Here is a 20,510-nt window from a genome sequence, read left to right as displayed (position 1 = left end):
GCAGAATCTCCGTCGAATTCGTTCGGGTCGGAGATGTCGCCAGGCCTCGGGCTCGGGGCTCGGGCCCTGGCTGAGACTCACTCAGCTACACCGCGATGACCGCCGCTTCCCTCGACGGATGCGCCCTGGCGGCATCGATGATCCAGGCGAAGTCGAACGCCGTTTCACGCCAGCGGCTGTACCGGCCGGACACCCCACCATGGCCGGCCGACATCTCGGTCTTCAGCAGAACATCCGCTCCCACCTCGCGCAGCCGGGCCACCCACTTGGCCGGCTCGACGTAGAGCACTCGGGTGTCGTTGAGACTGGTCACGGCGAGTATCCGCGGGTAGTGCGTGTCGCGTACGTTCTCCACGGGGGAGTAGCCGCGTATATAGGCGTACACCTCAGGGTCGTGCAGCGGGTCGCCCCACTCGTCCCACTCGATCACGGTCAGCGGAAGCGACGGGTCCAGGATCGACGTCAGCGCGTCCACGAACGGCACCCCGGCGAGGATGCCCGCGAACAGTTCCGGGGCCAGGTTCGCCACGGCGCCCATCAGCAGGCCGCCGGCGCTGCGGCCCTCGGCGACGAGCCGGTCGGGACTGGTGTAGCCCTGGTCGATCAGGTGCCGGGCGCTGTCGATGAAGTCCGTGAAGCTGTTGCGCTTGTGCAGCTTCTTGCCGTTCTCGTACCAGAGTCGACCCAGCTCGCCGCCGCCGCGCACGTGGGCGATCGCGAAGATCATGCCGCGGTCGAGCAGGCTGAGCCGGGCGATGCTGAACGACGGGTCGATGCTGATCTCGTAGGAGCCGTAGCCGTAGAGCAGGGTCGGGGCGGGAGTTCCCGGAGCGACGAGGTCACGCCGGTAGACGAGGGAGATCGGGATGCGCGTGCCGTCGGCGGCGGTAGCCCACTCGCGGCGCTGCTCGAACAGGGTCGGGTCGTAGCGGCCGAGCACGGGCTGCTGCTTCCGCAGCCGGCGCTCGCCGGTGGCGACCACGTGGTCGTAGACCGTCGACGGCGTGACGAAGCTGGTGTAATCGAGACGGATGGTCGGCGTGTCCCACTCGGGATTGGCCGACGTGCCCACGGAGTACAGCGGTTCCTCGAAGCCGAGCTCGACGAAATCGAGTTCCTCGTCGGCTGCCTCGGCGCTCACGGCAACGCGGGTGAGTCCGTCCCGCCGGTATTCGGCCACCACGAAGTCGCGGAATGCGTCGACGCTCTCGAGGCGCACGGCCGTATCGTGGGGCAGCAGAATCCGTTTCTCACCCCGCGGGTCGGCGACGGAGACGCTGACCAGCTCGAAGTTGACCGCGTGGTGGTTGTGCACGATCAGCAGGCGGTCCTCGCCGCCCAGCACGGCGTGCTCCACGTCGTACTCGACGCCGTCCAGCCGCGGCCAGACCAGGGCGAACTCGCCGGTCGGGTCGGCGGCGTCGAGCAGCCGGGTCTCGGTGGTCACGCTCGAGCCGGCCTCGATCAGCAGGAACCTGCGGCTGCGGGTGAGGCCGATGCCCACCCAGAAGCGCTCGTCGGGTTCGTGGAAGACCGACACGTCGGCGGCGGCCGCGGTTCCCACCTCGTGTCGCCACACGGTGTCGGGCCGCCAGGCGTCGTCCACGGTCGTATAGAAGATGTAGCGGCCGCTCGGGTCGAACAGTGCACCCTCGCCGGTGTTCGGGATCTCGTCCGCGAGGTTCTCGCCGGTCGCGATGTCGCGCACGCGCAGGGTGTACCGCTCGTCGCCCTCGGTGTCGACGGCATAGAGCAGCCGGTTCTCGTCGCCGCTCACGTCGGTGCTGCCGAGCGAGTAGAACTCGTGGCCGGCTGCCTCGGCGTTGTCGTCGAGTACGATCTGCTCGCCCGGGAGACCGGCGGACCCGCTCGCCTGCCCGCTGGTCTGTTCGGGGATCTGCTCGGGAAGCACCGGCGGGGTCCAGTCGTCCGGCGCGGAGATCGGCGCACGGCAGTGGATGCCGTATTCCTTCCCCTCCACCGTGCGGGTGTAGTACCACCAGTGGCCCTGTCGCACCGGAACGCTGAGGTCGGTCTCCTGGGTGCGGCCCCTGATCTCCTCGAAGACCTGCTCCTGCAGCAGGGCCAGGTGGGCGGTGCGGGCATCCGTGAAGGTGTTCTCGGCTTCGAGGTGCGCGATCACCTCGGGGCTGTCCTTGTCGCGCAGCCACTCGTAGTTGTCGGTGAACACGTCGTCATGGAAACTGCGCTGCTGTGGCTTCTGCACCGCGCGGGGAGGAGTGGTCATGAGTCATAGCGTAGTTCCGTGAGGGCGCAGACTTGAGGGGTACCAGCCCAGAGACGAATGGAACCACAATGACGCAGCCCGGAATCGCCCCGCTCGAAACCTCCTGGGAGGAGGCCCTGCAGGGGCAGGTCTTCCAGGCGGTGCTCTTCGACATGGACGGCACCCTGGTCGACTCCACTCAGGCGGTCACCCGGTCCTGGCTGCGCTGGGGTGCCGAGGTCGGCCTCGGCCCGTCGTTCACCGGCCCCGAGCATGGGGTGCCGGCGCGTCAGATGATCGCGACCCTGGTGGCGGAGGAGCTGGTCGAGACATCCGTCACCCGGCTGACCGAGTTCGAACTGGCCGACACGGATGGCGTCAGGATTTTGGCCGGCGCGGCGGAACTCATGGCGAGCATCCCCGAGGCCCGCCGGGCGATCGTCACGTCCTGTGCCCGGCAGCTGTGCCTGGTGCGCCTGGACGCCGCCGGCTTCCCCGCGCCGCTCACGGTGGTGACCATCGACGACACCAGCCGCGGCAAGCCGTTCCCCGAGCCGTTCCTGCTGGCTGCCGAACGCCTCGGCGTCGACCCGGCCCGCTGCGTCGTAGTCGAGGATGCCCCAGCCGGCCTTGCCGCCGCCCGCGCCGCCGGCTGCGCCACGATCGGCGTCGTCGGCACCCATCGGGCCGCCGACCTGGAGGCCGACCTGGTGGTCTCCGGTCTCGACCGCCTGCGCGTGTCCGTGCAGGATGACGGAGTGGTCTTCCACCTGGTGACCGAGCAGTAGCAGCCCGGAGCAATAGCGTCCGGACTCAGCGCTCGTAGATTTCCAGCGGCAGCCCGTCGGGGTCGCGGAAGAAGAACATCGCTTTGCCGGTGTTCGGGTCCACCCTCAGTTCCTCAACCTCGACGTGCTTGCCGATCAGCTCGTCGCGCGCGGCCGGTACGTCGTCGACCTCGAACGCGAGGTGGCGCAGTCCGAGCGCTTCCGGGCCGCTCTTCCGGGGCGGGGTGTCGGAAAAAGAGAACAGTTCGATCAGGTAGTGGCCGTTCAGGGCAAGCTTGCCCATCCACGACCGGCGCGCGGCCCGGAAGTATTCCGCTTCGAGCGTGCAGCCGAGAACGTCGAGGTAGAAGGCCTTGGACACGTCGTAGTCGCTGGCGATAATGGCGATGTGGTGCACTCCGTTGATGCGCATGCGGCAGTTTCGCATACTCCAGGGGGCGGAAGAGGTCAGGATGAAACCGTCGACTATTAAGGTGGCAGATTGTTGGGAGACCGAGATGAATAAGAGCAGCGATCCACTGCGTCAAACGGTGGTGCTGGCGAGCGTGATCCTGGCCGTCGTCGGATCGTTCATCGGGTCCGGCGCCGCCGGCGGAACCCCGATCCAGAACGCGTCAGGCGGAGCGCTCGCCGCCGACGCCACCCCGATCGCCCCCGACGGGCCGGCCTTCGGCATCTGGACCGCGATCTACCTCGGCCTCATCGCCTACGCCCTGTGGCAGCTCCTGCCGGCGCAGAGAACGGATGACCGCCAACGCGCCCTGGGCTACCCGATCGCCGCGTCGCTCGTGCTGAACGCCGCCTGGATCCTGAGCATCCAGTTCGACCTGCTCTGGCTCAGTGTGCCCGTGATCGTGCTTCTGCTGGTCGTGCTGATCCGGGCGTTCCAGCTCACGCTCCGCACCCGGCCCAAAAACCTGATTGAGACGATCGTCGCCGACGGCACCGTGGGCCTGTACCTCGGCTGGGTGGCCATCGCCACCGCCGCCAACGTCACCGCGGTGCTCGTCGCCTCCGGCTTCGAAGGCTTCGGCCTCAGCGCGGACCTGTGGGCGGTGCTGGTCATCGCCGTCGCCGGGCTGGTCGGCGTGTTCCTCGCGATCTACGGCCACGGCCGCCTCGCCCCGGCCGCGTCGCTGTGCTGGGGCCTGGCCTGGGTGGCCGTGGCCCGGCTGGCCGGCACCCTGCTCTCCACTCCCACGGCGATCGCGGCGATCGTCGCCGTGGCCGCCATCCTGATCGTCACCATCACCGTGCGCGTGCGCACCTCCAGGTCCGTCACGTCCGCCACATCCGCCACGTCCCGATCGGTCACCGCGTGAGCGATTCGGCCACCCTGCCTGTCACCCCGGCGGTCGTCACCTCGGCGCGCCGGCGCTGGGCCGGTCTCGTCTTCATCAGCGTCGCCGTCGCCCTGATCATCGTCGATTCCACGATCATCAACGTGGCCATCCCCTCGATCGTCGACGACCTGGCGATCACCTCGACCCAGGTGCAGTGGGTGCAGGAGAGCTACACCCTGGTTTTCGCGGCCCTGCTGCTGGTTTTCGGAACGCTTGCCGACCGGTTCGGTCGACGGCGCATCCTGATTCTCGGCGTAATCGTCTTCGCCACATCATCCGTCTTCGCGGCGCTCGCGCAGACGGGCGAACTCCTGATCCTGGGTCGGCTGATCCAGGGCGTCGGCGGTGCGATGGTGCTGCCCACCACGCTCTCGATCATCAACGCCACGTTCCGCGGCCGTGACCGAGGCATCGCGTTCGCGATCTGGGGCTCGACCATCGGCGGCATGGTGGCCGTCGGCCCCCTGCTCGGCGGCTGGCTCACCACCTCCTTCTCCTGGCGCTGGGCATTCGGCATCAACGTGCCACTGGGCATCGTCATCGTCGTCGGCGTACTGGTCTTCGTGCTCGAATCGAAGGATGCCGGCGAGCCGCGCCGCATCGACGTCGTCGGCGCCGTGCTCTCGGTGATCACCAGCGCGTCGCTCGTCTTCGGGCTGATCGAGGGACGCACCTTCGGCTGGTGGCTCACCGACAAAGCGCCGGTTGCGGGAGACTGGACCTGGCCGTACTCGCTGTCGATTATTCCAATTGTGTTCCTGATCACCGTCGTGTCCGGCGTGGCCTTCATCTACTGGGGGCTCTACCGCCAGCGGGCCGGCAAGACCACCCTGCTCGCCTTCTCCCTGTTCTCGATCCCGTCGTTCCGAAACGGCAACATCGCGGCCATGATCGTCTCCCTCGGTGAGTTCGGCATCATCCTGTCACTGCCGCTCTGGCTGCAGAATGTGCTCGGCTACGACGCCCTGCAGACCGGATTCGTGCTGCTCGCCCTCGCGCTGGGCTCGTTCGTGGCCAGCGGGGTGTCCGGGGCGTTCGGCAACAAGATCTCACCCGAGACGATCGTGCGGTTCGGGATCGTCGCCGAGATCACCGGCGTCGCCGGCCTCGGCCTGGTCATCACGGCCGAGTCCACCTGGCTCGTCGTGGTGCCGTTCCTGTTCGTCTACGGCATCGGCGTGGGGCTGGCCACCGCCCAGCTCACCGGCGTCGTGCTCAAGGATGTGCCGGTGGCGCAGAGCGGCCAAGGCTCCGGCACGTCCAGCACCGCCCGGCAGATCGGCTCGGCGCTCGGCATCGCGGTGCTGGGCACCGTGCTGTTCACTACGGTCGGTACGTCGCTCGATGCGAAGCTGGCCGAGGTGCCCGGGCTGACTGCCGAGACCCGGAGTCAGATCGTCGACGCGGTCGTCGACAGTGCGGGCTCGGTGATCCCGTCGTTCGAGGAGCAGAGCCCCGAGCTGGCGGATGCCGCCCGCGAGGCGTTCAGCGACGGCACCCGCTACTCGGCGTACGCCGCAGCCGGGTTCCTCGTGCTCGGCTTCCTGGCGACGCTGCGGCTTTCCGGCACCGCGCCACACGCGGAGTCGCGCCGCGAGGATGCCTTCCCCGGCCAGAGCATCCCGGCGGCCGAGACCGCGGGGGAGCCCGTCTAGCTGCGTGTACCTGACGGCCAGGGGGTTTCGCGGGTGTGGGGATCCCGGGCTCCGCCGCGGGTCAGTCCCGGCCGAGCCTGCGCGTGTGGCCAACGCAGGAGACCTGCAGCGGGTCAGGCCCGGCCGAGCCTGTGCGTGTGGCCAACTCAGGACATCCGTCGCCCGCATTGCCCGGCTCCCACGGACCAGTGCGGAACCGGTGCGGATGTCCGTCCCGGCCGGACGGATCTCCTGAGTTGGCCACAACACCCGCCGGATTTGCAGCCGCACGGGTGCGCCCTGCATCCACCCGCGATCCCGTGCGCGACCCCGTGCGCCACCCGTACGTCACCCCACCCGCCACCCCGTGCTCCACCGCGCAGCCCGAACGAATTCGACGGAGAGCCGAGATTTTGCCCACAACCATTCCAAACAGCCCGTAAACCCGCTTTTTCCTCAGAATCTCCGTCGAATTGGTTCAGGGCAGGGCAGGGCAGGGCAGGGCAGCGTGGGGCGGCGCAGGGCTCGGCGGAATCCGTCGCGGCTCATACATGGGAAGCCGGCACACGTTCTACCGTGTGCCGGCTTCCACAGCGTGCGCCGCGAGTGGCGCAGCCAGGATCTGCCGACCCGGACCTGACCCTAGATCTCGGAGTCGTCCACCGGCCCCGGCCGCGCGGTCATCGGCTCGGTGCCGCCGTTCGTGGTGCCGGCACCGGCGGCGTTGGCCTCGCGCTCCAACCGGGCTGCGCGGCGGCTCGGTTGCGGCTTTTGCACGGACAGTTCCCCGCCCACGCGACCGCCGTGGGGGCGGCCGTGGTCGGCATACTCCTCACGGAAGTAGGCCATGCGCCACGGACCCATTTCGATCCGGGCGCCGGTGCGCAGGACCTGCCCGTCGTTCTCGTCCTGCCGGTAATTCCGCTTGGCTCCGCCGGAAACGTCGCCGAGCGGATACAGAATGTACTCGTCGTTGTCGTCGTGGCGGATTTCGGCATGGAACGGTTGCAGACCGGCCAGCTGCAGGTCGGCATCCGGGGCCGAACCGATGGTGGTGACCGTCGGCAGCAGATCGAACTCGCGCGGCATCTGACCGTTCCAGTTCTTCGAGCCGATCACAAAAACCAGCCGGGGCCGGCCTGCCCCCGGTGTGTAGTGCGTCGTGGTCACCCGGCGACGGATGCGCCGGTCGAAGGTCGGCACCAACGGCAACAGGGTGGCCGGCGGCAACGGCAGGGACAGGCCCGCCTCCGGTGCGGCACTGCGCCGCCGCAGGAGCGGAACCAGCGCGGCCCGGCTGCCGAGCGTAATGTGCGACGAACCGGTCAGCAGCCGTTGGATGACGGGTGCCTTGACGGCTCCCAGCCGGATGATCAGGCCGTCGGGGCCGGACACGGAGACGGTCAGGCCGCGCTCGGCCAGGTCGCCGGCCAGGCCGCGGAGTTCCTTCAGCTTCATCGTGCTGGTGCGCACGAACATCTCGGGCTTGCTGGAGAAGATCTCGACGTCGAGGCCGCTGGCCGTGATGGTTCCGCCCATCTGCTCGGCGCCGGTCGCCTCCGTGGTGTCGCCCGGTGTGCCCGGCTCCGCGAGGGAGAACTCCAGGTCGATGTCCAGGCGGGTGGTGGGGCTCATGACTACTTGGTGAGCGGTTCGGTGCCTGAACCCTCGCTCGTGGTGACCCGCAGTGTGCCGTTCAGCTTCCAAGTGGCACGGGGGGCGTCGGGGCCGATGTCGCGCGGCACCTCCACCGTCATGTCGATGAAGCTGTAGTTGATGGCGGCGCTCTTGCCGGTCAGGTAGGACCACATCTCCTTGCCGAGGTCGGTCCAGTCCTTGATGTTGTGGGCGTCGGGGCCGGTGGCGTTGGCAGTGGGTACGGGGTTCTGGCTGTCAGTCACGGTGTGTTCCTTCTCGCTTGGTTGCAGGGATACGGCACTCGGTCGTCGCACATCGGGCCCGCAATCGGCCAGAATCGGATCAACAGTGAACCGCCGCGCGGACAGCCATCAAAAACCTCGTCTGCCGCGTGTAGGCCAACCCTAGTTGAGCACGGCTGCAGGGGGAAGGGCGCGGCACCCCCTGTTCTGGTCGGTGGTGTCGGCTAGCCTCGAAACCACCGTGACCAGCGCTTCCGGTGTGGTTGTGCGTGCGCAAAGAGGAGATCGACGTGTTCCTGCCAGACCCTGCCACCGTTGTCTACTCGGCGAGCGACCTCAGCGCCGCGGCCGCGTGCGAGTGGGCACTGTTGCGCCGACTCGACGCGAAACTGGGACGCATCGACGCCGCCCCGGCAGCCGCTGACGCCATGCTCCAGCGCACCGCCGCGCTGGGCGACGCCCACGAACTGCGGATGCTCGAACAGCTGCGCGCGGCCCGCACCGTCGTCGAGATCGAACGTGGCGACCTCGCCGACATCGGTTCCGCCGTTGAAATGAGCGAGGCGGCCCTGCGCGCAGGGGCCGAGGTGGTGTTCCAGGCTGCGTTCTTCGACGGGCGATTCCTGGGCTACGCGGACTTCATCATCCGCACCGGGAGCGGCGACCCGAGCGACCCCGCCGACCATTCCGACCCCGCCGACCCCGCCGACCATTCCGACCCCGCCGACCCCGCCGACCCCGCAGACCATGCCGCGACCTACGAGGTCTACGACACGAAGCTGGCACGCTCGGCGAAGATCACGGCGCTGCTGCAGTTGGCGGCGTATAGCGACCAGTTGCAGCGGATGGGCATCCCGACGGGGGAGAACGTGCACCTTCTGCTCGGCGACGGCCGCACGAGCTCGCACCGGTTGCAGGACATCCTGCCGGTCTACCGCGCCCGGCGCGCCCGCCTCGAGCGGCTGGTCGACGAACGCCTCGCCGACCCTGCACCCGCCCCGTGGGGTGACCCTCGCTACGCCGCCTGCGGCCGCTGTGACCTGTGCGAGGAGCAGGTGCAGCAGCACCGGGACGTGCTCCTGGTCGCGAACCTGCGGCTCAGCCAGCGCGCCCGGCTGCGCTCCGCGGGCGTCCGCTCCATCGACGACCTCGCCGCGCGGCGCGAGCCCGTCCCCGGTTTGTCAGACGCCACGCTGGCGACCCTGCAGGGGCAGGCCCGGCTGCAGATCGCCCCCCGAGCATCCGGCCGGCCACTGAACTGGGAGATCATCAACCCGGCCGCCCTCGCGGCGCTGCCCGCACCCGATGCGGGGGACATCTTCTTCGACTTCGAGGGTGACCCGCTCTACCAGGAGGCCGGCAACGGACAGTGGGGGCTGGACTATCTGTTCGGTCTGGCCCTGCCGGACGATACCTTCCGCACCTTCTGGGCGCACGACCACGCCGAGGAACGTCAGGCCCTGATCGACTTCCTGGAGTATGTGCGGGAGCGCCGTTCGCGGCATCCGGGGCTCCACATCTACCACTACGCCCCCTACGAGCGCACCCACCTGCTCGGCCTTGCCGCCCGGCACGGGGTCGGCGAAGAAGCGGTCGACGACCTATTGCGCCGGAATGTGCTCGTTGACCTCTACCCGATCGTGCGGCAGGGCTTACGCATCGGCAGCCGCAGCTACTCGCTCAAGAAGCTCGAACCGCTCTACATGGGGCTCGAGGAACGCGAGGGCGTGGCCAACGCCGCCGACTCGATCACAGAATACGTGCGCTCGCGCACCCTGTTGGCCACCGGACAGACGGATGCCGCAGAGCAGATTCTCACGGACATCGCCCGCTACAACGCGTACGACTGCCGCTCCACCCTGCGCCTGCGCGACTGGCTGCTGGCCCGCGCCGCCGAGCAGCCGGGCGCCACCGCAGCGTCGCCGGCGACCCTGGCGGGCGTGCCCCTGCCGGTGCGGGAACCGGACCCGGTCTACCGGGAACTCTCCGTGCTGCTTGCCGACGTTCCGCCGGCCGAGCGCACCGCCGACCAGACCGCGCTCGCCCTCGCCTCGGCGGCGATCGACTACCACCGGCGGGAGCAGAAATCGTTCTGGTGGGACCACTACAGTCGCCTGGGCGCGCCCGTGGACGACTGGGCGGACACCAGGGACGTGCTCATCGTCGAAACAGCAGCCCTGCACCTGGGCTGGCACCGGGAAGGCCGCCAGTCGCTCGACCGCCGGGTACTGCGCCTGACCGGGGCACTCGCGCCGGGCAGTTCGCTCACGGTCGGGCAGCAGCCGTTCCTGCTCTACGACCTGCCCTACCCGCCGATCAGCCGCAGCGACGCCCCCGGAGCGCGCACCGCGCACAACAGGGCGACCATCATCGACGTGATCGACGAGTCGGTCTATTTGGTCGAGGAGGTGCTCGAACGCGATGCACCCGCCCACCGGGAAATGCCGATCGCCCTCACCCCCGGCACCCCGCCGCCAGCCGGTAGCCAGGTGACCGCGATCTCGGAGTGGGGCCGCGCCGTGCTCTCCCGGTGGCCGGAACCGCTGCCGGACGCGGCCTTCGACCTGCTGCGCCGACGCCCGCCCCGGTTGCTCGGGGCAAGTGGGCCGGCGCAGCCCCTGGTGCAGCCACCGGCGCGCCCCGGCGATGGTGCCGGTGCCGGGGACGGCGAGGGCGATGGTGCCGGCGACGGCGACGGTGAGGGGGATGTGCGCACCGCCATCCGGGACACCCTGCTCGTGCTCGACCGGTCCTACCTCGCGGTGCAGGGCCCGCCCGGAACCGGCAAGACCTTCGTCGGCTCGAGGGTGATCGCCGACCTCGTCGTGCGGCACGGCTGGCGCGTGGGCGTCGTCGCGCAGTCCCACGCCGCGGTCGAGAACATGCTCCGGGCCGTACTCGCCGCCGGAATCGAGGCGGGGCTGGAGCCCGGCCAGGTCGGGAAGAAAGCGAAAAAGGGCGACGAGAAAAAGCCGGTGCCGTGGACCCTCCTGGATACCAAGACCTTCGCCCGGTTCACCGGGCAGTCCGGCGGCTGGGTACTCGGCGGCACCGCCTGGGACTTCAGCAACGCCGACCGGGTGCCGCGGGGCTCCCTCGACCTGCTCGTGATCGACGAGGCCGGCCAGTTTTCCCTCGCCAGCACCATCGCAGCAGCCGTCGCGGCCGAACGCCTGCTGCTGCTCGGCGACCCGCAACAGCTGCCGCAGGTCAGCCAGGGCACGCACCCCGAACCGGTAGACGGCTCGGCTCTGGGCTGGCTCAGCGACGGACACCAGGTGCTCCCGCCGGAATTCGGCTACTTTCTGGAGACCAGCTGGCGCATGCATCCGAGGATCTGCGCTCCGGTGTCGGCGCTGTCCTACGAGGGGCGGCTGCGCTCGCACCCCTCCGATCGCCGACTCGAGGCTGTGGAGCCGGGCCTGCACCCGGTGCCCGTGCCGCACCGGTTCAATTCCACCTCGTCGGTGGAGGAGGCCGAAGCCGTGGTCTCACTGGTGACCGGTCTGCTCGGCCGACCCTGGACATCCGGTGGCCGGAGCGCACCGCTGGCGCAGGGCGACGTGATCGTCGTGGCGCCCTACAACGCGCAGGTCGAGCTGCTGCGCCGCCACCTCGTGCAGGCCGGCCTGGGTGACGTGCCGGTGGGCACCGTCGACAAGTTCCAGGGCCGGGAGGCGGCGGTCGCCGTGGTCTCGCTTGCCGCCTCCGCAGCAGAGGACGTACCGCGCGGCCTCGAGTTCCTGCTCCTGGCAAACCGGCTCAACGTGGCCATCTCCCGTGCCCAGTGGGCGGCCTGGCTGGTCTACTCGCCGGCCCTGACCGAGACCCTGCCCTCGAGTGTGGAGAGCCTGGCCCAGTTGAGCGCGTTCATCACCCTGGTCACGCCCGACCGGGCCTGACCTCCGGCGTCGGAGCCTGACCCACGAAAAGGCACCCTCGCTCCGGCATGATTCGCGCGGACTGAGGGTGCCTTCGGTCGGGGGTGCTACTCGGCGTCGAGGTCCGTTTCGAGGAGCTTGACGAGGGATTCGAGAGCCTCATCGGCTCCGTCGCCCTCGGCGCGCAGCACGACGATGTCGCCGTTGGCGGCACCCAGGCTCATCAGCGACAGGATGCTCGAGGCATCCATCGCGTCCTCGGCCGGGTCGGCCTCGAGGGCGATGGTGACCTCGAGGGTCAGATCGCCGACGGCCGCCGCGAAGATGGATGCGGGGCGCGCGTGCAGGCCGACACGGCTCGCGATGGTGGCTTTACGTTCGGACATGGTTCCTCCTAATTGGTGCCCGGCGAAGGGGTGGCTCGCCGGCGATGATGCGATGCGACGTAAATCCGAAGCGGCTAGAGACCCAGCTCTTCAAGTATGGGCAATCCGGCGCGCACGCGGGTACGCGCTTCGTCCGAATTACGGGCCGAAACGGCGATCTGGGCAAGTTCCTGCGCCCGTTCGAGCGTCACGGACTTCAGCACGGCGCCCACGGCGGACATCGACCGGGCCGTCATGGACAGGGTGTTGACACCCAGCCCGACGAGTACGACGGCGAGAACCGGGTCGGCGGCGGCTTCGCCGCAGACGCCGACGGGCTTGTTGTGGCCCTCGTATATCGCCCCCGCGACGGTGAGCTGGATCAGCTGGAGCACGGCGGGCTGCCACGGCGAGTTCAGCGCGGCGAGGGTTCCGAGCTGACGGTCGGCGGCCATCGTGTACTGGGTGAGGTCGTTCGTGCCGAGGCTGACGAATTCGGCTTCGGTCAGGATGCTCGCGGAGCGGAGCGCCGCGGAGGGAACCTCCACCATGACGCCGGGGGTCTTCAGCCCGGCGACGCGGCACATGGCGGCGAAGTCGGCGGCCTCGTCGACTGTGGCGATCATCGGAGCCATCACCCAGACCACGGCGGAGGAGGCCTGCGCGGCGGTGGCGATGGCTGTGAGCTGGCGCTTGAGCACGCCGGGGCTGGTCAGGTCGGTGCGGTAGCCGCGCACGCCGAGCGACGGGTTGGGCTCCGTGCTGTCGGTGAGGAACGGCAGAGGCTTGTCGGCGCCGGCGTCGAGCGTGCGCACGACGACCTTCTTGCCGGGGAACGCGTCGAACACGCCGCGGTAGGCCACGACCTGCTCATCGATGGTGGGCTCGATGTCGCGCTCGAGGAAGCAGAACTCGGTGCGGAGCAGTCCGACGCCCTCTGCGCCGGCGGCCGCGGCCTTGACCGCGTCAGCGGCCCCGCCCACGTTGGCCAGCAGCGGAACGAGGTGGCCGTCGGCGGTGGTGCCGGTGCCGTCGAACACGGACAGGCTGGCCGAGACGTGCTCCCACGCCGTGACGGCGGTGCGCTCGTCGTCGCCGGGGTCAACCTGGAGGGTTCCGGCGGCGCCGTCCACGTAGACCTCGGTGCCATCGGTGAGGGCGTCGACGCCGGCGGCGGCGACGACGGCCGGCAGGCCGAGGGCGCGGGCGATGATCGCGGTGTGCGACTGCGGTCCGCCGCCGCTGGTGACCAGGGCGAGGATCTTGTTCGGGTCGAGGGTGGCGGTGTCGGCCGGGGCGAGGTCCTCGGCTACGAGCACGAAGGGCTCGTCAGACTGGGGGATGCCGGGGGCGGTGACGCCGCGCAGCTCGGCGACGATCCGGGCCCGCACGTCGAGGACATCCGTGGCCCGCTCGGCCATGTAGCCACCAAGGTTGTGCAGCATCTCGGCGACGGATGCGCCGGACTCCCAGATCGCGCGTTCGGCGGATGTTCCGGTAACGATTAATTTCACTGCAGCTTTTATCAGCATCGGGTCGGTGGCCATCAGCGCGGTGGCTTCGAGAACCGACTTGCTGGCGCCCGTGGCGGCTTCGGCGCGACGCTGAAGCTCGGTTTGCACCACCTTGGAGGCTGTCCGCAGCTCTGCCGTTGCGACTTCGGGCGTAGTCGCCGCATCCAGGCGTTCACCTGCCGGGGGTTCGCTGATCGGTTTGGGCATCTGGCGAACGGATCCGATGATCCGGCCGGGGCTTACGCCTACACCAGTGAAATTCTGCACGGGACAACCTCTATTCTTGCGCAGCAGAAATACTGCGCTATTGATGCTACGCGTCGGCCGCCCCGAATTTCTCGGAGCGGCCGACGTGCGGTTAGGCGTTGACCAGGGCGGGCGCTGCTGCGTCCGCGGTGACCAACGGTGTCTTTCGAGCGTATCGCTTCAGCGCGATCACCAGGATGGCCGTTACGACGGTTCCGATCGCGATCGCCAGGGCGAAGAGCGCGAAGCTGTCGATGGCGAAGAAGACGAACATTCCGCCGTGCGGGGCCTTCGAGGTGACGCCCCAGGCCATCGAGAGAGCACCGGTCACGCCGGCGCCCACCATGGAGGCCGGGATCACGCGGAGCACGTCTGCGGCAGCGAACGGGATGGCGCCTTCGGAGATGAACGACGCACCCAGCAGCCAGGCGGCCTTGCCGTTTTCGCGCTCGGCGACAGTGAACAGTCGGCGGTCGAGCACCGTGGCCAGGGCCATGGCGAGCGGCGGAACCATGCCGGCGGCCATGACCGCAGCCATGATCTGCCACGGAGCCTGGTTGGCCATGGTTGCGGTGCCGAGACCGGCGACGGCGAAGGCGTAGGCAACCTTGTTGACCGGTCCGCCGAGGTCGAACCCCATCATGAGGCCCAGGATCAGGCCGAGCAGGATGGCGGAGGCGCCGGTCATGCCGGACAGCCACTCGTTCAGAGCGGTGGTCAGCAGCGCGATGGGGCCACCGAGCACCAGGAACATCAGGCCCGAGGCGACGATCGACGCGACCAGCGGGATGATGACGACGGGCATCAGGCTGCGAAGCCAGCGCGGCACGTCGAGCTTGGCGAAGCTGGCGGCTGCGACACCGGCCAGCAGACCACCGGCGATGCCGCCGAGGAAACCGGCACCCATGAACCCGGCGACGGCACCGGCGACGAAACCGGGGGCGATTCCGGGACGGTCGGCGATCGCGTAGGCGATGTAGCCGGCCAGGGCCGGAACCAGGAAGCCCATCGACAGCGCGCCGATCTTGAAGAAGACCGCTCCCAGATAGGTCAGCATGCCGCCTTCCGGCAGGTTGAACAGGTTGTTCTCCAGGGTGACCGTGTCGGCGACCTCGGTGATCTCGTAGCCTCCGAGGAGGAATCCGAGGGCGATCAGCAGACCTCCACCGGCGACGAACGGGATCATGTAGCTGACACCGGTGAGCAGGGCGCGCTTGACCTTCTGGCCGAAGTGCTCGCTGGTCTCCTCGGCCTCGGCCGCACCGACGGTGCCGCCGACGCGGCGGGCGTTAGGGTTCTGGGCCGCGGCCAGGGCATCGTGGATGAGCTTGGCCGGTTCGTCGATGCCGCGTTTGACGGGCACCTGGATGACGGGCTTACCGGCGAAGCGCTCGCGACCGCGAACGTCGACGTCGACGGCGAAGATGACCGCGTCGGCCGCGGCGATGACGGCCGGGTCGAGCATCGTGAGGCCGGCCGAGCCCTGGGTTTCGACCTGCAGGTCGACGCCGGCGGCCTTCGCCGCGGCAACGAGCGATTCGGCAGCCATGTAGGTGTGCGCGATGCCGGTCGGGCAGGCGGTCACAGCGACGATGCGCTTGACACCGGCGGATGCCGCGGGCGTGCTTCCGACGTTGGCGCCGGCGACGCCGCCGGCGGCCACGGGAGCCGGGGAGACGACGCTGGTGACCAGTTCGACGATTTCGGCCTGGGTCTTCGCGGCGCGCAGCGCGGCGGTGAAGGGGGCCTTCATCAGCGAGCGGGCGAGCTTGGCCAGGATCTTGAGGTGTTCCTGGTCCGCGCCCTCGGGAGCGGCGATCAGGAAGACGAGGTCCGCGGGGCCATCGGCGGCGCCGAAGTCGACCGGCGAAGTCAGTCGGGCCAACGCCAGCGTCGGCTCGGTAACGGCTGCCGAACGGCAATGCGGGATGGCCAGGCCGCCGGGGATGCCGGTTGCCGTCTTCGCTTCGCGAGCGAGGGCATCCGCGTAGAGGCTCTCGATCTCGGTGGCGCGGCCGGCGCCTACGACGAGCTCGGCAAGATGCCGGATTACGCTCGAGGGTGCGGCTCCGAGGTTCTTATCCAGAGCGACAAGCTCCGGGGTGATCAGTGCACTCACTGGACATCCTCCTTTGGATGGGTGTTGAGCGACGTCAGGGTGACGTCGCCCGGTCTGGTTTGGTGCAGTGCCGGAACGGTTGATCCGGGCAGGGACGCGGCTGCGGCCCCGTGGGCTGCGGCCTGGCGGAGAGAGTCGGGGGCGGAGCCGCCGGCGATGCTGCTGAGCAGGTAGCCGGCCAGGGAGGAATCGCCGGCTCCGACGGTGCTGCGCGCGATGATCGGCGGCGTTTTCGCGAGCCAGGCGCCGTCTTCGGTCACCAGCACGGCACCCTGGGAACCGAGGGTGGCCAACACGGCGCCAACTCCGGTGGCGACGAGACGCTCGGCGGCGCGGGCCACGAGCACCGGATTGCCCTCGAGGCTCTCCGGGTCGGGGATGCCGGTGAGCTCGGCCAGTTCTTCCGCGTTGGGCTTGATCAGGTCCGGTCCGGCCGTGACGGCGGCGGCGAGGGGCGCGCCGGACGAGTCGACGGCCACCCGAGGGGCGCTCGCGCCGAACCGGCTGCGGAGCTCCCTGGTGATGTCGGCGTAGAAGTCGACGGGCACTCCAGGCGGCAGCGATCCGGCCAGCACGAGCCAGCTGGCACCCTCCGCCTTCTCCAGCACGAGTTCGATCAGGTCGCTCTGCTGCGCGGCGGTCAGCACCGGTCCGGGCACGTTCACCTTGGTGGTGGTGCCGTCGATCTCGGTCAGCGCGACGTTGCTCCGGAGCGTGGCGCCGATCGGCATGCCGAGGTGGGGCACCCCCGCGGCCCGGAGGGCCACCAGAACGGGGTCCAACTCGTCGCCGGGGAGGATGGCGAGGCTCAGGATGTCCGAGGCCTCGAGGGCGCGAACGATGTTCACGCCCTTGCCGCCCGGTTCTTCGCGGGATGAAGCGGCGCGCTGAACTTCGCCGCGGGCCAGCGGGGCGCGGAGCTCGATGGTGCGATCCAGGCTCGGATTCGGAGTAAGCGTGATGATCACGCGATCACAACCTCAACGTCGGCCGCGGCCAGGGCTGCGGCAAGTTCATCTGATGGGAGAGCGTCCGCGATCAGCACGTCGATGTCGCCCAGGGCCGCGAAGCGGATCAGGGTTTCCTTGTCGAGCTTGGACGAATCGGCCAGTGCGACAACACGACGGGCCGAACGGACGATGGCTGTCTTCACGGCGGATTCAACGGCATCCGGAGTGCTGAAACCGAATTCGGCGTGCACGCCGTTGGCGCCGACGAACGCGATGTCGGGCCGCAACGAATCGAGCTGGGCGATGGTGCTGGGACCGACGACGGCGCGGGTGAGGCCGCGCACGCGGCCGCCGAGGATATACAACGAGATGGCGTCGTTGCCGGCGAGTTTCGTGGCGATCGGCACCGCGTTGGTGATGACCAGGAGTTCGTCACCGGGGGCTGCCGGGGTCCAGTCGAGCAGGAGGTCGGCGAGCAGCTCGGTCGTGGTGCCGGCATCCAGCAGGACGGAGCCGGTCTGGCTCGAGGGAATCATGGTGAGGGCGGCGGCCGCGATGCGCTGCTTCTCGTCCTGCCGCTGCGTCTGGCGTTCTTCGAGGCTGAGCTCGGACATGCTCTGCCGGTCGAACGCGACCGCGCCGCCGTGCACCCGGCGCAGCTGGCGGGCGCCCTCGAGGCTGTCGAGGTCGCGGCGCACCGTTTCGGGGGTGACATCGAAGCGGGAGGCGAGATCGCTGACCGTGACCCGGTTCGAACTGGTGACCAGATCGACGATCAGGGCCTGACGTTCTTCGGCGAACATGGCGACCTCCTCGACGCTGAGTGGCCGAAACCACGAATTTGTAGAATACAAAAACTTTACCTGTGTTTGTTTTTGTTTGTCAAGAAAAACAAAGACAAACAAAGAACCCGATGCGCGGTGCTGCCCGGTGCTGCCCGGCGTCGCCGGGTGCCGCCGGGTGTCGGCCGTCGGCGATAACGTGAGCATCATGAAGATCCTGCACACTTCCGACTGGCACATCGGGCGAACCTTCCACACCCATTCGACCCTGGATGCCCTGCATCAGGTGCTGGATGCGCTGGTGGAGGTGGTGCGGCAGCGCCGGATCGACGTGGTGGCGGTGGCCGGCGACATCTTCGACTCGGCCATGCCGTCGGCCGAGAGCTACACGCTGCTCGCGGCGGTGCTGCGGGAAATCAAGCAGGCAGGGGCCACGGTGGTGATGACCAGCGGCAACCACGACTCCGCCACCCGCCTCGGCTTCCAGGCGGAGTGGGCCGCACTCGCGGGCGTCCATGTGCTGACCCGGCCGGAGCAGTTCCTCGAACCGGTCACCGTGCCGGACGAGCACGGGCCCGTGCACTTCTATGGCATCCCCTACCTGGAGCCGGCGCTGGTCCGGCACCTCAGCGTTTTTCACGGGCCGGCAGACGAACCGCTCAAGACCCACGAGCAGGTGCTCACCGTCGTGATGCAGCGCATCCGCGATGACCTGGCCGTGCGCGGCGGGCGATCGGTGGTGCTCAGCCACTGCTTCGCGGCGGGAGTGCCCGCGGCCGCGGCGACCGATACCGTGCGGGACATCACCGCGGGCGGCCTCGATCTGGTGCCCGTGTCGGTCTTCACAGGACCGGACTACGTCGCCCTCGGCCACATCCACGGGCGGGCCCACCTCACCGACCGCGTGCGCTACTCGGGAGCACCACTGCACTACTCCTTCTCGGAGGCCGGCAAACCGCGGGGCTGCTGGCTGGTCGAGCTCCAGGCCGGCCCTGCCGCCGACATCGAATGGATCGAGCTTCCGGTCCCGCGGCGACTCAGCGTGCTCACCGGCGAGATCGAACAGCTCCTGACCGATGACGCCTTGGCCGAGTTCGAGCCCGACTGGGTGTCGGCAATCCTGACCGACCAGGTGCGTCCCCTCGACGGCATCCGGCGCCTGCAGAAACGATTCCCGCACTGCGTCACGCTCGAGCACCGGCCCGCTGTCGTCGTCGACTCGGATGCCGTCAGCTACGGTGAGCGCATCGACCGCCAGAGTGACCGCGAGATTGTCGCCGGGTTCCTCGAGTTCGTGCGCAACGGGGTCGGCCAATCCGATTTCGAACGAGACCTGGTGGCGGAACTCCTCACCGAAGGTGACCTGAGGGAGCTGAGCCGATGAAGATCAAACGCCTGCGGATCGCCGGATTCGGCCCCTACAAGAACGAACAGGTGATCGACTTCGAGCGCTTCGATGCCGATGGAATCTTCCTGATCACCGGCAAGACCGGGGCCGGCAAGTCCAGCATCCTCGACGCCGTCTGCTTCGCCCTCTACGGCAGCGTGCCGCGCTATGAGGGAACGGAGTCCCAGCTGCGCAGTGACCACTGCGAACCGGATGACCCTACTTTCGTGGAGCTGGAATTCGCACTGCGCGAGAACGACTACCGCATCTACCGCACACCCAGGTACGAGAAGAACAAGAAGCGTGGCCCGGGTACGACCATGTCACCGCCCGACGCGCGCCTCGACATCCGTGACCTGCACGACGACCGGGACACCCCTGAGGGCTGGCGCAGCGTGGCGACCCGTCCGGTCGACGTCGGGCACGAGCTCAGCCGCATCCTGCCGCTCAAGCAGGACCAGTTTCTGCAGGTGATCCTGCTGGCCCAGAACCGGTTCCAGCGGTTCCTGCTGGCCAAGACCGATGACCGGCGAGGGGTGCTGCGCACCCTCTTCGGCACCGCCCGGTTCGAGCAGCTCGAACTCGGGCTGATCAGCCGGCGCAAGTCGCTCGATGATGGGCTGGAATCCGTGCGCCAGCGCCTGGCCGGCCTGGCGGCCACCGCGTCCCGGCACTTGCAGCGCGAAGACCTGCCCGGCGACGACTCCGATGACGCGCCCGGCAGTCGCGACCGGGCCTGGTTCGACGCCGCCCTGGCGGAGCTGGACGAACTGCTGGCCGAGGCGTCGGCGGGGGCCGAACGGGCCACGTCGGCGCTGGAGTTGGCCGCCGCCGACGTGCAGGCCCAGGAAGACCTGCGCAGCCGGCAGGACCGCCGCAACGAAGCCCACTCGGCCCTGGCCGTTCTCGAGGCCCGGCAGGTGGCGATCGCCCTCGACCGGGCGGCCGTGCTGGCCGCGAACCGGGCGTCCCGCGTGTGGCCGGCGCTCCGCACGCGTCGAGAGGCGGAGGAAGCGCTCGAACGTGCCCTGGTCGGCGAATCGTACGCGCACGGCGCCTGGCGTGAGTACCAGGACGACCCAGGTCTGGTGGAAACGACTGAGAGCCTCAAGGCCGTCATCGAGAATCTCCTGGGCCGGCTCGGATCGTTGAAGGACGTTCTCGACGTCGAACGGCTGCTGCCCGGCATCGAGGCCAAGATTGTGACGCTGCAGGAGGAGCTCGCCCTGCACGTGGCATCCGTCGAGCAGACCCAGGCGCTCCTGGACGAGCTACCGGACCGGATGGATGACGTCGACGAGGCCCTGGCGGCGGCCGCGCTGGCGGCGGCAAGCGAGCCCGAGGCGCGCGCCCAGGCGGAGCGGCTGCGGGCGGCCGAGGGCGCGGCCGGCCAG

The 20,510-nt window shown here is 69.1% G+C and carries 14 protein-coding genes and 1 pseudogene; 6 read left to right on the top strand and 9 right to left on the bottom strand.

Annotated elements, in window-relative coordinates; genetic code table 11:
• Nucleotides 1–85: 85 nt before the first annotated feature.
• Nucleotides 86–2,294: pseudogene (locus E3N94_RS00930) on the bottom strand (S9 family peptidase).
• A gap of 22 nt (nt 2,295–2,316) precedes the next feature.
• Between E3N94_RS00930 and E3N94_RS00925 the strand changes: the two are divergent.
• The gene (locus E3N94_RS00925; protein WP_134569628.1) at nt 2,317–3,015 is read left to right on the top strand and encodes an HAD-IA family hydrolase; all 699 of its coding nucleotides are present in this window, start codon (nt 2,317–2,319) and stop codon (nt 3,013–3,015) included.
• A gap of 25 nt (nt 3,016–3,040) precedes the next feature.
• On the opposite strand, the gene E3N94_RS00920 is transcribed toward E3N94_RS00925, so the two are convergent.
• Nucleotides 3,041–3,427, bottom strand: coding sequence for a VOC family protein (locus E3N94_RS00920; protein ID WP_104099249.1), 387 nt, complete (start codon nt 3,425–3,427; stop codon nt 3,041–3,043).
• 85 nt (nt 3,428–3,512) lie between these two features.
• Here E3N94_RS00920 and E3N94_RS00915 point away from each other — a divergent pair, with 85 nt between their 5' ends.
• Both E3N94_RS00915 and E3N94_RS00910 read left to right on the top strand, forming a co-directional pair.
• Entirely contained in the window at nt 3,513–4,337 is an 825-nt protein-coding gene (locus E3N94_RS00915) for a tryptophan-rich sensory protein (protein WP_134569627.1), read from the top strand.
• Nucleotides 4,334–6,013, top strand: a complete 1,680-nt coding sequence (locus E3N94_RS00910; RefSeq protein ID WP_241987026.1) for an MFS transporter — start codon at nt 4,334–4,336, stop codon at nt 6,011–6,013. The genes E3N94_RS00915 and E3N94_RS00910 overlap by 4 nt, the downstream gene beginning before the upstream one ends.
• A gap of 621 nt (nt 6,014–6,634) precedes the next feature.
• Here E3N94_RS00910 and E3N94_RS00905 read toward each other — a convergent pair.
• Both E3N94_RS00905 and E3N94_RS00900 read right to left on the bottom strand, forming a co-directional pair.
• Nucleotides 6,635–7,627 (bottom strand): FHA domain-containing protein, encoded by a 993-nt coding sequence (locus tag E3N94_RS00905; protein WP_174720167.1) that lies wholly within the window; start codon nt 7,625–7,627, stop codon nt 6,635–6,637.
• 2 nt (nt 7,628–7,629) lie between these two features.
• Nucleotides 7,630–7,893, bottom strand: a complete 264-nt coding sequence (locus E3N94_RS00900; protein ID WP_174720110.1) for a hypothetical protein — start codon at nt 7,891–7,893, stop codon at nt 7,630–7,632.
• A gap of 269 nt (nt 7,894–8,162) precedes the next feature.
• Between E3N94_RS00900 and E3N94_RS00895 the strand changes: the two genes are divergently transcribed.
• A complete protein-coding gene (locus E3N94_RS00895) occupies nt 8,163–11,774 on the top strand; it encodes a TM0106 family RecB-like putative nuclease (protein WP_134569626.1) in 3,612 nt (1,203 codons plus the stop codon).
• Nucleotides 11,775–11,860: 86 nt separating this feature from the next.
• On the opposite strand, the gene E3N94_RS00890 is transcribed toward E3N94_RS00895, so the two are convergent.
• The 5 genes from E3N94_RS00890 to E3N94_RS00870 form a co-directional block, all read right to left on the bottom strand.
• Complete coding sequence (locus tag E3N94_RS00890; protein WP_104099251.1) at nt 11,861–12,139, bottom strand: HPr family phosphocarrier protein; 279 nt, start codon at nt 12,137–12,139, stop codon at nt 11,861–11,863.
• A 74-nt stretch (nt 12,140–12,213) separates the two neighbouring features.
• Entirely contained in the window at nt 12,214–13,899 is a 1,686-nt protein-coding gene (gene ptsP, locus E3N94_RS00885) for a phosphoenolpyruvate--protein phosphotransferase (protein ID WP_134569625.1), read from the bottom strand.
• Between the two features lie 91 nt (nt 13,900–13,990).
• A complete protein-coding gene (locus tag E3N94_RS00880) occupies nt 13,991–15,997 on the bottom strand; it encodes a fructose-specific PTS transporter subunit EIIC (protein WP_134569624.1) in 2,007 nt (668 codons plus the stop codon).
• Nucleotides 15,994–16,965 (bottom strand): 1-phosphofructokinase family hexose kinase, encoded by a 972-nt coding sequence (locus E3N94_RS00875; protein WP_134415534.1) that lies wholly within the window; start codon nt 16,963–16,965, stop codon nt 15,994–15,996. Before E3N94_RS00875 ends, E3N94_RS00880 begins: the two co-directional genes overlap by 4 nt.
• Complete coding sequence (locus tag E3N94_RS00870) at nt 16,962–17,750, bottom strand: DeoR/GlpR family DNA-binding transcription regulator (protein ID WP_104099255.1); 789 nt, start codon at nt 17,748–17,750, stop codon at nt 16,962–16,964. Before E3N94_RS00870 ends, E3N94_RS00875 begins: the two co-directional genes overlap by 4 nt.
• Before the next feature lie 187 nt (nt 17,751–17,937).
• Here E3N94_RS00870 and E3N94_RS00865 point away from each other — a divergent pair, with 187 nt between their 5' ends.
• Together E3N94_RS00865 and E3N94_RS00860 are read left to right on the top strand one after the other, a co-directional pair.
• Nucleotides 17,938–19,113 carry an exonuclease SbcCD subunit D gene (locus E3N94_RS00865; protein ID WP_104099259.1) on the top strand — a complete coding sequence of 392 codons (1,176 nt, stop codon included), beginning with the start codon at nt 17,938–17,940 and terminating at the stop codon, nt 19,111–19,113.
• The coding region (locus tag E3N94_RS00860) for an SMC family ATPase (RefSeq protein WP_134569623.1) at nt 19,110–20,510 on the top strand (1,401 nt) is incomplete at its 3' end. The genes E3N94_RS00865 and E3N94_RS00860, both read left to right, overlap by 4 nt.

It is taken from the genome of Cryobacterium sp. Sr3 (assembly GCF_004402835.1).
Lineage (GTDB): Bacteria > Actinomycetota > Actinomycetes > Actinomycetales > Microbacteriaceae > Cryobacterium > Cryobacterium sandaracinum.
Note: the sequence above shows the minus strand (reverse complement) of the source record. Positions and strands in the feature narration are given on the sequence as shown.